Annotated in this window: 13 protein-coding genes; all 13 read right to left on the reverse strand. The window is 47.2% G+C overall.

Annotated elements, in window-relative coordinates; all coding sequences use genetic code 11:
* Positions 1-3: 3 nt before the first annotated feature.
* The 13 genes from EBB54_RS09750 to EBB54_RS09810 all read right to left on the reverse strand — a co-directional run bounded on the left by EBB54_RS09750 (position 4) and on the right by EBB54_RS09810 (position 11,770).
* Positions 4-1,041, reverse strand: a complete 1,038-nt coding sequence (locus tag EBB54_RS09750) for a YqaJ viral recombinase family nuclease (RefSeq protein ID WP_125127278.1) — start codon at positions 1,039-1,041, stop codon at positions 4-6.
* A complete protein-coding gene (locus EBB54_RS09755; protein ID WP_243127602.1) occupies positions 1,041-2,489 on the reverse strand; it encodes a hypothetical protein in 1,449 nt (482 codons plus the stop codon). Before EBB54_RS09755 ends, EBB54_RS09750 begins: the two co-directional genes overlap by 1 nt.
* A gap of 27 nt (positions 2,490-2,516) precedes the next feature.
* Complete coding sequence (locus tag EBB54_RS09760) at positions 2,517-2,627, reverse strand: DUF3789 domain-containing protein (RefSeq protein ID WP_125127279.1); 111 nt, start codon at positions 2,625-2,627, stop codon at positions 2,517-2,519.
* 279 nt (positions 2,628-2,906) lie between these two features.
* On the reverse strand, positions 2,907-3,221 hold the full coding sequence (locus EBB54_RS09765) for a type II toxin-antitoxin system RelE/ParE family toxin (RefSeq protein WP_125127280.1): 315 nt from the start codon (positions 3,219-3,221) through the stop codon (positions 2,907-2,909).
* Positions 3,211-3,471 (reverse strand): type II toxin-antitoxin system Phd/YefM family antitoxin, encoded by a 261-nt coding sequence (locus EBB54_RS09770; protein ID WP_016216651.1) that lies wholly within the window; start codon positions 3,469-3,471, stop codon positions 3,211-3,213. The genes EBB54_RS09765 and EBB54_RS09770 overlap by 11 nt, the downstream gene beginning before the upstream one ends.
* A 196-nt stretch (positions 3,472-3,667) precedes the next feature.
* The gene (locus EBB54_RS09775) at positions 3,668-4,048 is read right to left on the reverse strand and encodes a DUF4314 domain-containing protein (protein ID WP_243127604.1); all 381 of its coding nucleotides are present in this window, start codon (positions 4,046-4,048) and stop codon (positions 3,668-3,670) included.
* Between the two features lie 13 nt (positions 4,049-4,061).
* Positions 4,062-4,994 (reverse strand): hypothetical protein, encoded by a 933-nt coding sequence (locus tag EBB54_RS09780; RefSeq protein WP_125127281.1) that lies wholly within the window; start codon positions 4,992-4,994, stop codon positions 4,062-4,064.
* 34 nt (positions 4,995-5,028) lie between these two features.
* Positions 5,029-5,568, reverse strand: a complete 540-nt coding sequence (locus EBB54_RS09785; protein ID WP_125127282.1) for a hypothetical protein — start codon at positions 5,566-5,568, stop codon at positions 5,029-5,031.
* Between the two features lie 9 nt (positions 5,569-5,577).
* Positions 5,578-6,015, reverse strand: a complete 438-nt coding sequence (locus tag EBB54_RS09790) for a hypothetical protein (RefSeq protein ID WP_125127283.1) — start codon at positions 6,013-6,015, stop codon at positions 5,578-5,580.
* A 12-nt stretch (positions 6,016-6,027) separates the two neighbouring features.
* Entirely contained in the window at positions 6,028-6,996 is a 969-nt protein-coding gene (locus tag EBB54_RS09795; protein WP_125127284.1) for a hypothetical protein, read from the reverse strand.
* 13 nt (positions 6,997-7,009) lie between these two features.
* A complete protein-coding gene (locus EBB54_RS09800) occupies positions 7,010-8,116 on the reverse strand; it encodes a hypothetical protein (RefSeq protein ID WP_148099350.1) in 1,107 nt (368 codons plus the stop codon).
* A gap of 179 nt (positions 8,117-8,295) precedes the next feature.
* Positions 8,296-9,405, reverse strand: coding sequence for an AAA family ATPase (locus EBB54_RS09805; protein WP_125127286.1), 1,110 nt, complete (start codon positions 9,403-9,405; stop codon positions 8,296-8,298).
* 85 nt (positions 9,406-9,490) lie between these two features.
* Complete coding sequence (locus EBB54_RS09810; RefSeq protein ID WP_125127287.1) at positions 9,491-11,770, reverse strand: nitric oxide reductase activation protein NorD; 2,280 nt, start codon at positions 11,768-11,770, stop codon at positions 9,491-9,493.
* Between the last annotated feature and the right edge of the window lie 7 nt (positions 11,771-11,777).

The raw sequence follows: 11,777 nt of genomic DNA on the forward strand, positions 1-11,777 counted from the left end.
CCATTAAATCGGCTGTACCGATACTTTCACTTTCCTGCTTTCCGAAGCCTTTAGGACATCCGCATATACGGTCGGATATTTTTCCTTCAAGGCCTTTGAATCCGGTCGGCGGGTAGTTTTGGTGATGAAATCAATCAGCAGCTTATCTGTGGTGGTTTCCAGAACCCCATGTTCATGCTCCTTCATGACTTCAGCAATTCGCACGCTATGTGCCTCAATCTCCTTTTCATATGTTCTAATTTCTCTGTTGCAGTCTGTAACCTTACCCTGAAGCTGCGCAATCTTACGGAGCGCAGGCTCATACTTGTGCGAGAATTCCACTGTGGGCAATCCCCCCTGGCTTGAGCCGTAAATCCGTGCAAGTGACTGCAGTGCAAGTTTTGGCGCCACGTCTGCCATAGTAGGCGGCTTATCATTTTCCAGGCTCCAGATCCATTCCTCCAGGCGCTCAAATATCATATCCTCCTTTGCCCTATCTCGGACAATTTCCGGGAGAGCTAAATCATTGTCCGGGTTATTGCCCCAGACCGCTGAAAAAGCGCCGATATCCACATCCGCAACTGCAAGATAGAAACGCAGCTGAAACTCATAATGCAGCGGGATTGCATCATCCGCCCATTCGTCCGCCTTATGGTAGGTACAGCTTTTGCACTCTAAAATTCCTGGCTCGCCGTCTGACTTCCGGGTAAACCTGCGGTCAAAGTTTGCAAGCGCATATGGATGGTCTGCATGTTGGTAAAGATGTGTGTCCTCTGTCACGGCATTTCCTGTTTTCTGCCCATACCAGTATGCGGCAATCGGCTCCAGCAGGTGTCCCATCATCAGCTGATTGGAATTGCTTTTGGCTGCCGGCTTCATACGGCCTTTCTTAATCAGCCACAGTTCCATGGGTGTTGTCCACGGTGAAACTCCAAAAATAGCTGCCACATCGCTTCCACCGACTGTATAGGGAATATCTCCTTTTGGGCCATGCATACGGCACTCCAGCCATCTGTCATTGGTCATTCCTGCAGTATCACATAATATAATCGGTTTTGCCATCAGTAACTCACCGCCTTTGCAAGATCGAAATCGCCCCATTTAAAGGTAAGCGCACGGGCCATATTCTCCTCGACAACAAGGAGCTTGCTTTCTGGCGTATTCTCAGTCTTGAGAATAAAAGGAATCTCCTGCATGGCGAGGAACACATCATGTGCCGTTGCCGTCCCGCCGCCATAAGCCATCTCAAACATAGCGATTGCCTCAACGGCTGCTTTTTTCGGCAGACTCAATTTCTTACAGATACGAGTCATTGCATTGACCGGATAATCCAGATGCACCTCCAGCAGTTTCTGCAGCTTGGCAATGGAATCGCCAAACTGGGCAAAAAGCTGATCAAGCGCCGCGTCAAAATCGCTGACTTTCTTCTGGTGCCTGTGGTCTACAGCAATGCAGCCTCCAATATGGATTGGGTGCTGCCCGCCGACCAGCAATGCCGATACCTTTGCTGAAGCGACACCTGTATCCGAAGTGATAAAACGGATACCCGGCATCAGCTTATCCGCCATCGCCGTTTTTCCCTGGGATGCCAGAAGCTTTGTATAGGCTCCCAGCAGATCTTCTTTCTGATCTGGCATTTTCCATGAAGCGCTGACCAGAGAATGATCACAATAACCGCACTCATACTCATTTCCGGGGAAGCGGGCATCCAGCTTTGCCTTTAGCGTGCCCAGCAGCTCATTGATCGGAAGGATCGAATAGTCTGTCGAATCACCGGAGTGTACAGCTGATACCTTTTCATCACGGATTAGAAGCAGGGCTGAAGATGAATAAAGCTTCAAACAAGCATTCAACACCTCAGCCAGCACACTGCGGCTGAGTTTCGGCAATGCCGTGCCTCCGATTTTCGCCCGGTCAAGCAGGCTCTTATTAGCTGTCATGCGCAATGGATAAAGATTCCCATTGACGCGCATGGCAAGCCCAAGGTTAGATGCTGTATCTTCCACAGCATCCAGACTGGTTCCCAGCGCGAATGCAGATAGATTTCCATAAAGAGGGGAAGCGGCATCCAGAGGCTCTATCTGCAGCTCATCAACTCTGCAGGTAATCCACTGGCTTTTCTTCGTCTGCTCATCATGGTAATCATACATCGCACTGTAAGAACTAAAGGTTGTAGAGTAGTTGTCCTGACAATTTTGCATAATACATGCTCCTTTCATTTTTTTGACGGATTTACCGCCTTGATATCCGTGCAGGAAACCTGCCCGGTGTCGCGATATTCGCCAGATAGAAATGCAAGCATTTCTTCCTGGATCATGATTCGCGTATATAACAAAAACAGGCACCCCAAAAGGACTGCCTGCTTTGTGCCAAAATAAGGCCGGAAAACAAAAAAAGTGCCATCCGCTAAAAAGCAAATGACACTGTGAAACTTCTGTTAAACTGTTTTTGGCTAAAACCAAAACTGATACTGATATATGCATTATAACAGAATTCATCACAATCGTCAATCCGTCCGAAAACGAAAGGTGCCGGGTTTACTGCTGCTTATTTTCAGGATTATGTCGGTTTATCTGTAACAAGCACATCAATACTACCCCAACCATACTTCCTATCATAATCCCTGCAAAAAACCAAATAATATTCATCTCTATCCTGCCTCCTTCCTGCTGAAAATATAAAAAATGCCACCGTAAAGGCAGCATAGCATAACAAAATGAAAGGCAAAACATCCCGTTTCGGTTTATCTTGCCTTAACTCACTATCATAATTTTATAAAATGCTCTTCTGAAACAGAGCAAAAAACTAATACCAACTCGCTTTAATTCTGTTCGATAACTGATTCTCTCAAATTCTATAAATTCTTATTTCAAAAATGGAAAAAGCAGTTAATCATCAATGACAAACTGCCCTGAACCCTGTATTCGTTATAAGTGCCTGTCGGTATCCCTTGCACCATATATCAGGCGCCGGACCTCCATCACGTCACCAATCACCACATAATAGACAACATAATTTCTCACATAAATTCGATAATAAGGATGGTCACGCTTTTTTACAGAACGGTATGGCTCAAAGGCAACAGGATTATCCAACCTTTCCAGGATAGCAGACTCCACATCATCAATCAGCCGAAGCGCTGCATCCTCATTTTTCAAAACATTTGTAATATAATTCGCCGTATTGATCAAATCCTGCTCAAATATCGGCAAATACCGGAGCTGGTAAGGTTTATTTTCCATGCACCGCACCCCTTGCATTACGGAAGACTGTTTCATGGGAAAGCCTCTCTTCCGATATAGATGCCTGCCGGTCAGCTTCATCAAGTTTCATTTCAATACTGTCTGTCAGGCTTGCATACTCCTCCAGGCTTAAAACGACCATCGCACCATAACCGTTCTTTGTCAGGTAGACCGGCTCCCCATTGTTTACGATGGTCTCAATCTCCGGGAATTTATTCCTAAGGTCAGAAACGGGCCGAATCTGTATCATACTTAATCGCTCCTTTCTCATCATTATTCTATCCTAATTTTATCAAAATATTATCAAAAAGGCAATCTTTACTTCATGTTGATTTCAAATTTGTGGTTCGCCCGAAATGGTTTATTAAAATAATACAAATTCCTGCCATAGAACGACAAAAGGGATGCCGCAAAAGCAGCATCCCCCTATCTCCAGACTATGATAATCAAATATCCTCTGTAATTTTACGGAACACATCTACCCCAGGAATGACTCCAAGATATCTTCCATTGTCAAACCTGCAATGGATTGTCGGGGCGTCATCGACAGAATCTACTGTCCCTTTCGTCCCGGCTGGTATTGGATGCGGATCGTCCTTCATTTCAATCAACAGGATCCGAATTCCTTCCGGATATGCATCCTTATAAAATCTTCGATACGCTTCCAGGCTGTATTCAACAATCAGCTTTTCATCGCGCATGATTTCATAATCAAACCCACATTTCTTATCAAACGGATAAAACACGGGTTTCCGGAATCTCCGCTTCATGAGGTGTCCAGGGATAAGAATGCCGTCATCGTTATAATAAACGCGCTTTACCTCCATACTCATTTTCTCCTTAATTCGTTTTTGTACGCAGCTTCCAGAGCCCTCTGCCTGCATGCTGAAAATGCTCCGGATGGTACTGCAGTGTCTGGCGGATTTTCTCTTTCCACCATTTGTGTCCCTTAACCTTTTGGTATGGTTCAATCTGCCCATATAAATAGGTAAGGGGAACCGCCTCGTCACATTGTTCCAGGACAGCCGCCACCACATCCCGCCAGGTTGCCCCCGGAATATCACGTATGTCAGCCTGCTTTTTCTCCGAAATCAGGATCGGGCAGATGAGTGCATTGTCTTTCCGGACAATCATCACATATTCATGCAGAATCGGTATGAAAGAACCGCTGTACCTGGTTTTGTCCGAAAAGCAGTTGTGCTGCGCCTTGATAATAATGTTCTCCAGCGTCCCTGGCTTCACGATCTCTGCCAGCATACTGTAAAGCCGGCCTTTCTTCTTGATGTCGCCCATCAGGACTGCCATCCGCCCGCCTTTTTCCATAGAAGCATACTGCTTCATCATGGCATAGTTCATTGCCCCGACGAAGCTTTCCCAGTCCGTTATACGGGACAGGTCAGACTGCTTTGGATCATACCCATACCGGCTCTGGACCTCCGACGCATTATACATGACATCTGAATAGGTCACGATATCCCAGTATGGAGGGTGCCAGAAGATAAATTCCGGCCGCTCCGGTATTTCACAGCTCATGATATCAAATCCGCTGTGCAGGTCGTACAGATGGCTGCTGATGCCTAGCCTGTCCGCAGCCGCTTTCGTTGTCCCGCTCCCGCACATATAGTCGCAGACTTCCTGCGGGCGGAAGAAGCCAAGCAGATCCTCAACCAGCTTCGGTGAACAATTCCCGCGGTAACGGTTATTGCCGCCCTCCCCGCGTTCCGGATAGGATACAATGCTGGTAAGCGGCCTTGATTCGCTTTTTTCAGGCATAATGCCACCTCCATTTCATATTTCATTTTGACGGTTATACGCATTTTTCCTGCAGGCGCGCAGAGCCGGTTTTATAAAGCTCCAGTGGAATCCATTTTCCATCCTGCAGGACACAGTCATTTGCTGTGCAGTAAATGAGCGGCGCCACATCCGGATTCTCCAGACATTCCGGCGTGATGTACAGCCCAAGATGCTTCCTATAGAAAGGCTCCAGGCCGTCAAGGATCTTCTCCCGCAGCGTCCCGATAAGGGAATCAAATTCATCTATGTCCTGATGGGAAAAAGCCGCTTTGGAAAGCAGCTTTAAAATCCCACAGCGTTCAATCGTCCCATTGATGACAGCGGCTGCCTCATCAAGATAATCCTCGTGAATACGGATACCGCAGAGAGCCGTCCGCTTTGCATAGTCCGATGCAGAACGCTTAATGCTTACGCATAACGTGTCATAACCTTTTTTGTACTTTGTCTTCAGCACGTCAAGGGGAACCTTCTCCCGGTTATGCTTCAGGGTTGTTAAGAGTTTTGAAAGTTCCTCCCTAAGCAGAGCCGTTTCCTGATCCTGTGTTTTATACATGGCGTCTTCTTATCCCCCATTCTCGACCGACTGATAATCTATGTCAATCGGCTCGTCTGTCAGAACCGGGATGTACTTTTTAAAAATCCCGGCAACCTCCTCTCCCGTCTTTATTTGTTTTTGATTTGCCAGATTCCATGGGTAATCCGGGCCAAACAGCAGATAATCTTTTCCATCAACGCTGTCACAAGCCTCAAGCCGGACATTTTCCGCCTCCAGAATCACTTCTTTCAGAATAGTGGCCAATCCGAGTCTGAAATCCTGATCGAACTCCATATAGTCGTCATAATCCGGATCTGAAACCCCACATTCATCCAGCCATTCCTGAATATTCTTCTGCAATACCGGCGCCATTGCCAGCAAGTTCTGGATACGCTCCACAGAATGCTCTCTGATGTCGGAGACGCATATGCCGTACCCATAGGTATGCCAAGATGTATAGCTCATACAATTACCCTCCTACTCTATGTCAGGCTGTAAATCAACCCAAAGACAGCACTCCCTGCATTTTTTTGTGCCGTTTCCAACACAAAGGGGATAGGGATTATCTGTTTCCGGCTTATAGCAGTCTGGTTTTTCCAAATACTCATTTACCAATTCGTGTGCAACCTCTGACACAGTTTCCCAGTAAGATTCCCAGTAGTGGTCATTCTTACCAAGTGCATTTTGAAGCCTCTCCGGGAACCGTGGGTCATGAACCATCCGTCCATACTTCTCATCTGTAAGCTTTGCAATTTCATCCCAGTCTGACACCTGGGAAACAAAATCCTCAAGCTGGCAGGAGGCTTTATGAATCTCAGCAAGCTCCCTCACAAACCGGTTGGACGCGCAAAGTTTTTGGGCAATGATTGAAAGCGAATAATGGTTTTCGCAGTGTTCCCCGTCAATGTAGCATTCATAGGAATCTGCAGTGGAATGCACCACGAAATTCCCATAACCGGCCCACTGCGGAATACATCCGTTTTCCAATTCTTCCTCTAATTTCTGGACCAATAGGCGCTTGGCATCGTCGAAATCCGTATACACTTTGGAAGAACTGCCATGTTCGCCTTCTACCGCCCAATCTTCTGCCAGGATGAATACCATTGGATGATGACGGCATTCTTTCAGGTCATCAAGCGGGCATATCATTTCCGGCGCCATGATAACCAAATCCAAAATAATATCGTCAATGGTCTTTGGATTCTGGTACAATTCCGAAAACCTCTCCTCCAGCTCTTTTACATCGTAAGGAATCACCGGAGGTTCAAAGGAGCAATAAATATCCGGCGTTTCATTTTCCGTATCTTTATCCCCACCGTCACGGATTTCCGTAATGCTTCCATACAAGCCTTCATATTCACTTTCAGGCGTACCCACAATGGATGCGCCAATCACATAAGTAACGCCTTCATACTCAAATTCAGCGCCAATTCGATTTATAATCATTCCGATCCCTCCCTTAAATATGATAGTCCACGCCTACGAGGACATCCTCGTCTTCCAGACTATCAATGTACTCGTCTATGCGTTCCGGCCAGTCAACAGGAACAGCGCCGTTATTTATCCACTCAAAGTCCTCTCTGTTAAACCAATTGTCTGCGTCTACGATATCGTGGACATATACCGGATACTTCCGATTATCAAGGATGTCATTCCGTTTCAGATAATCCTCAACTGCCTCACCCTTGAAATACTCCATTTCTCCATGATAAAAAACGCCTTGAGGGGTAATGGCTCCTCTGAAGCCTTCCTCATACTGGCCCGTAACAAATATTTTCTCTAATTTTGAGAAACGCTCCCTGGCTTTTTTCTCGCGCCACTCGCGCATTGCCTGCCACTCAATATCCTTTTTCTTAGCAGCACATACCCAGATATATCCTTCAGGCGCAACGGATTCATAATCCTCATTACACCAGCTGCGTTCGCCAACCGAATAATCGGTACACGAATCTTTGACTAAAAACATCTCCGGCCATCTGCCGCCGATTTGATACCAGTCCCACATAGCATTAGGATTGTAAATGAAGCCATAGCCTCCATGTTCCTCATCATATGAAAATCCGCGCCCGTTTTCCGCATAATCTGCAAAGCTGGCATACAGCTTTTTTCTGGGATAATCAGGCAATGCCCTCATACGCTTAGCCCTTTTTGTCCGCTTTTCATGTTTTAATGGACCGGCTTCTCTCTGAAATACCTTTCCATTCCGGATCACGAAACGCCCCCATAAAGGATATCCGTTTGCTTCGACAATCTTTCCTTGCGCAAGCTTGATACAATCTGCTGTTGAATTATACTCTTTGCGCAGCTCCTCCGTGTAATCTTCAAAAGACAGGTATTCCGGATTTATCGGATCTGCAGAATAAAAATCCATAATCCCAACAATTTCACGATTGACTGCTCTTGCAAATGAAGAACGGAGATTCTTTAACTCCTCCATGTAAACGCCTAACATAATATTGTCTTTTTCCGCGTCTTTTCTTGCTTTTAGCTCTGCAAGCACAGCCGCAATTTCTAAATCCTTTGCTTTATCCTCTTCTATAGTAATAGGAGCTTGTACAGCTGCCAATGTTCTAAAATGCATCTCTATTTTCCTTTCTTGAAGACAGAGATGGGCAACTGTATTTTTAGCTGCCCATCTGTCATATTTTTATATTTTGATGTTGTTATACCCATAATGCCGTTCTTCCATATAGGACGGCCCCAGTGGGCAGCTGGCTCAAATCAGGGAATCCTCCCCGCATTCTGTCATGCCGTCAGGTAGTGAATGTTTCTTTCTGCGGCACGGACTATAGATAAATACTCCGGTATCAGCTTCCGCACTTCTTCCTGTGCTTCATCCCCATAGTAATCGTTATAGCTTAGCATGATGCTGTCCGCCGGAAGGATCGTTGCGCTGCGCGTAGGATCATAGACACACGCAGACGGCTTGAATTCAGCCGTAACCATGTTCCTGCCCTTCTCGTCATCCAGATACACCATCTCCCTGCCCTCTTTATTGAACATATCCAAACGGCAGTTGTTTGATTTCATGACTGTCCCGTCATTGAAATGAAGGGTAACATTATAAGCCGTTTCCCTGGTGTTGATGATATTAAGGTCCTGGATCACCGTTTCAAATGCGCCTCCCATACTAAGCTCGAACGCAATCGCCCTAAGGCAGTCAAAGTTCAGCGCCACTTTCTTGGAAAACAGGATTACCTTCTGGATTTCACTGACATACTGTGTCCCAAGCTTATCTGTAAGGTATTCCATGATTTCCTCCGAGGAGGGATATTCAAAACGGAAATGGTAATGGAACCGCCCAGGACGGTTTACCAGATAGTCATTCAGCTTACGCAGGCTGTTACAGGTAATGATAAAAAGTTTTTTCCCCTGGGATGTCCCATCAAACAGGCTCAAGAGCCTGGACTGCGGATCCCCTCCATTGTCTCCGGAGCTGGCGCTGCCAAAGGTTTTGTCAAACTCATCAAACAGAAAAACAGCCTCCTGCTCAATAGACTCAATGTATGAGGCAATACCAGGAATAAACTGGTCAATAATGATGACAGGATATCCATCTTCCACAGCCTTTGACGCCAGTATCCGGGCAAAAAGGGATTTCCCAATCCCCTTGTCTCCGCTCAAAATAACGCCCAGGTTCCGTTCAAATTTCGTAAATGCCTGGAACACCTTGTCTGCTTTCTCCGGATGGATGCCGTAGACCTTTTCCTTTACTGCAAGGTCTGTGCGCGTCTCCAGAAAAAATCCGGACATCTTTTCAAAACGGACGGTATAGGTTTTCGCCGGCAGCCTGTCATAAGCCTTGAGCGAGTCGTCATAAATTTCATATCTTTTTCCAATACTGATTGCCTTCATGTTTTTATTCCCTTTCTTTGTTGTTTTATTATAAGTTTCTTTTGATTTCCAGGTGGGGCGGGATCTGTAATCTCCCCCTGACCTGTCATACCCGTATATGCCGCTTGACCACACTGGTCAGCTTCGTGGGCAGCTGGTTCAGGTCGGTAATGTCCAAAAAGGAATCCCCGTAAATCCGTTCGATATTTTCCTTATCGCTGCCGATAGCAGCCGCAACAAACAGGATGCCTTTCCGCTGGTATTCCTGCTTAATGCCGCGGAGATCTTCTTCTGCTGCAGAGCCGCCGTATCCTGAATCTGCCGGCTGTCCGTCCGAAACCAGCATCAGTATCTTCACTGCTTCCGGCCGTTTGGAAAGCTGTTCCGCCACAAACCGCAGGGCTGCGCCGTCACGGTTGCTTCCGCGGGCGCTGATGTCCATGAGCCGGTACTTATCGTCATGGTCAAAGCCCTCAAACTCTGCATAAGAATACAGCTCCACTGTGTCATATCCGGTGGAATGTCCGTAAACCATTACCGGGATATCAAGGCTCTGGCAGAAGTCGTATAGGATGATCGCTGACGCTCTTGCATAGGCGATGCGGTCACAGGAACACATGGAACCCGATTCATCCAGCAGCAATCCCACTGCCAGCTCCGGAATTTCATTTGGCAGGCTGTTCTTATAAAACACCTTGCCGTCATTCCGGCACAGGGCATGCGCATCTAAACGCCTTCCCATAATCAGACCGGTCTGCTTTCCTCCACGGCGGTTTTCCCTAAGCTGTTTGACCAGGCTTTTCTGCAGCTGGCGCGAGATATTGATTAACGGCGCCGATATCATATCGTACTGATCCGTCAATTCCTCATCCACACTGGAAATCCGGTTGATCCGGATGCTGACGCCGGCATGGATATTTCCATAAGAAATATTCTGCGCAACATCATTCAGTTCCTGGATGCGTTCATTCTCCAGCTGCTCGCAGGCCGCCCTTTCTGCCATTTTATCCAGCATACGCTCAATATCGGCGGCAGCACGGTCATAATGCTCCCGTTCGTAAGACTCATTCTTTTCCGTTGTTCCTCCGAGCGGCTCGGAAAGGGACTCTGTCTGCTGATAGGGGATTCTTCCGCCTTCGCTTTCCGTCGTTTCCTGTTTCCCGGAATTTGCCCCGGAGCCACCAACGCTGCCTTCGGATTCCTCTTGAGTTTCAGGTTCAGCCTCTCCAGACTCAGATGGATTTTCTTCATTTTCCGTCTCAGTCTGGGGAGAACTTCCATCCTCCTCTTTTGGTTCTTCCTCTTTATTGCTTTCCTCTGCATCTTCCTGCGTTTTTGCCCGCGCGCCTGCCGTTGCCGAAGTTTCAGAACTTCCGGATGCCTCCGGTACCGGCGTACTGCTTCCTTCGCCCATCTCAGATCCACCTGCAATTGACTTCAACACTTCAGCCATTGTTTCACCAATGCCTGCAGGAGAGCCTGCCGCTGCGGCATCCGCCTGACGCTTCTTGCAGATTTCACAGAATTCTTCTATGTATTCCCAGCAGCGTACCAGGATCAGATTGACAACATGTAATCTTTCTTTTCCGGATTTGCTCATCAGTGCGCTGTCAATGTCTGGAATCAGCTTGAATACTGTCTGGATCCGCTCATCACTGAGAGGCTCGTCGCCATACTTGATCTCACCGAATTTTGCATAGGACAGCAAAACCTGCAGGATGCTTTCAAAAATATGCCTGCTGCCGTCATCCTCCTGCTCAATTAACTGCGTTACCGTTGGAATCGATGCAAAATGCTGTTTCCGCAGTTCTTCCAGGCCATATCCAATCGTACCTGGAAAGTTCGTCAGGACACGGTTTTCAATGTACCCGTCTTCGATGACATTTGAGATTTGGTGTGCGATGAACTGCACTGCCTCCAGGCTCTTAGTGTCTGTTTTGACATAATCCCAGAACGCCCTTTCTTTTCCTGCATCTGCGGATGTCTTCAGATCCGGCGGATAGGGGTACCATTTGTATCTTTCCAGATAATTGGTATGGGTCTGTGCGGCAAGGAAATCCGTATATAGGACATGCCCCAGCTCATGCGCAAACGTACCGCACACAATCTGGTAGCGGTTCTCCCGCCCCCTTACCTTCGTGACCATTGGGTTCCCCGAATTGATACGGATGTACATATTGTCCGTCGCCGCCAGGAACGGGTCCTTCGGCTTCCAATACAGGTTAACGCGCACACGGCGGTTATAATGATATCGCCGTGTCTGCGCTGCCGCCAAATCTTCAAAGTGTCCCGCAAGAATACGGGACGAGAAGAACTGGCGGTCAGTAATTTTGCTGCGCTTCTCATTGAGGCGCTGCTTCACAAGTTTGTGATTCACCCTTGCCATATAGGGT

Origin of the sequence: Schaedlerella arabinosiphila (assembly GCF_003885045.1) — a bacterium.
In the GTDB taxonomy this organism is placed as follows: Bacteria; Bacillota; Clostridia; order Lachnospirales; family Lachnospiraceae; genus Schaedlerella; species Schaedlerella arabinosiphila.

What these genes read in the sequence shown, in the direction of transcription:
- EBB54_RS09780 (WP_125127281.1), bottom strand. Translation starts at nt 4,994, where the DNA reads ATGCCTGAAAAAAGCGAATCAAGGCCGCTTACCAGCATTGTATCCTAT.
- EBB54_RS09760 (WP_125127279.1), bottom strand. Translation starts at nt 2,627, where the DNA reads ATGAATATTATTTGGTTTTTTGCAGGGATTATGATAGGAAGTATGGTT.
- EBB54_RS09810 (WP_125127287.1), bottom strand. Translation starts at nt 11,770, where the DNA reads ATGGCAAGGGTGAATCACAAACTTGTGAAGCAGCGCCTCAATGAGAAG.
- EBB54_RS09785 (WP_125127282.1), bottom strand. Translation starts at nt 5,568, where the DNA reads ATGTATAAAACACAGGATCAGGAAACGGCTCTGCTTAGGGAGGAACTT.
- EBB54_RS09750 (WP_125127278.1), bottom strand. Translation starts at nt 1,041, where the DNA reads ATGGCAAAACCGATTATATTATGTGATACTGCAGGAATGACCAATGAC.
- EBB54_RS09790 (WP_125127283.1), bottom strand. Translation starts at nt 6,015, where the DNA reads ATGAGCTATACATCTTGGCATACCTATGGGTACGGCATATGCGTCTCC.
- EBB54_RS09795 (WP_125127284.1), bottom strand. Translation starts at nt 6,996, where the DNA reads ATGATTATAAATCGAATTGGCGCTGAATTTGAGTATGAAGGCGTTACT.
- EBB54_RS09770 (WP_016216651.1), bottom strand. Translation starts at nt 3,471, where the DNA reads ATGATACAGATTCGGCCCGTTTCTGACCTTAGGAATAAATTCCCGGAG.
- EBB54_RS09775 (WP_243127604.1), bottom strand. Translation starts at nt 4,048, where the DNA reads ATGGAGGTAAAGCGCGTTTATTATAACGATGACGGCATTCTTATCCCT.
- EBB54_RS09805 (WP_125127286.1), bottom strand. Translation starts at nt 9,405, where the DNA reads ATGAAGGCAATCAGTATTGGAAAAAGATATGAAATTTATGACGACTCG.
- EBB54_RS09765 (WP_125127280.1), bottom strand. Translation starts at nt 3,221, where the DNA reads ATGGAAAATAAACCTTACCAGCTCCGGTATTTGCCGATATTTGAGCAG.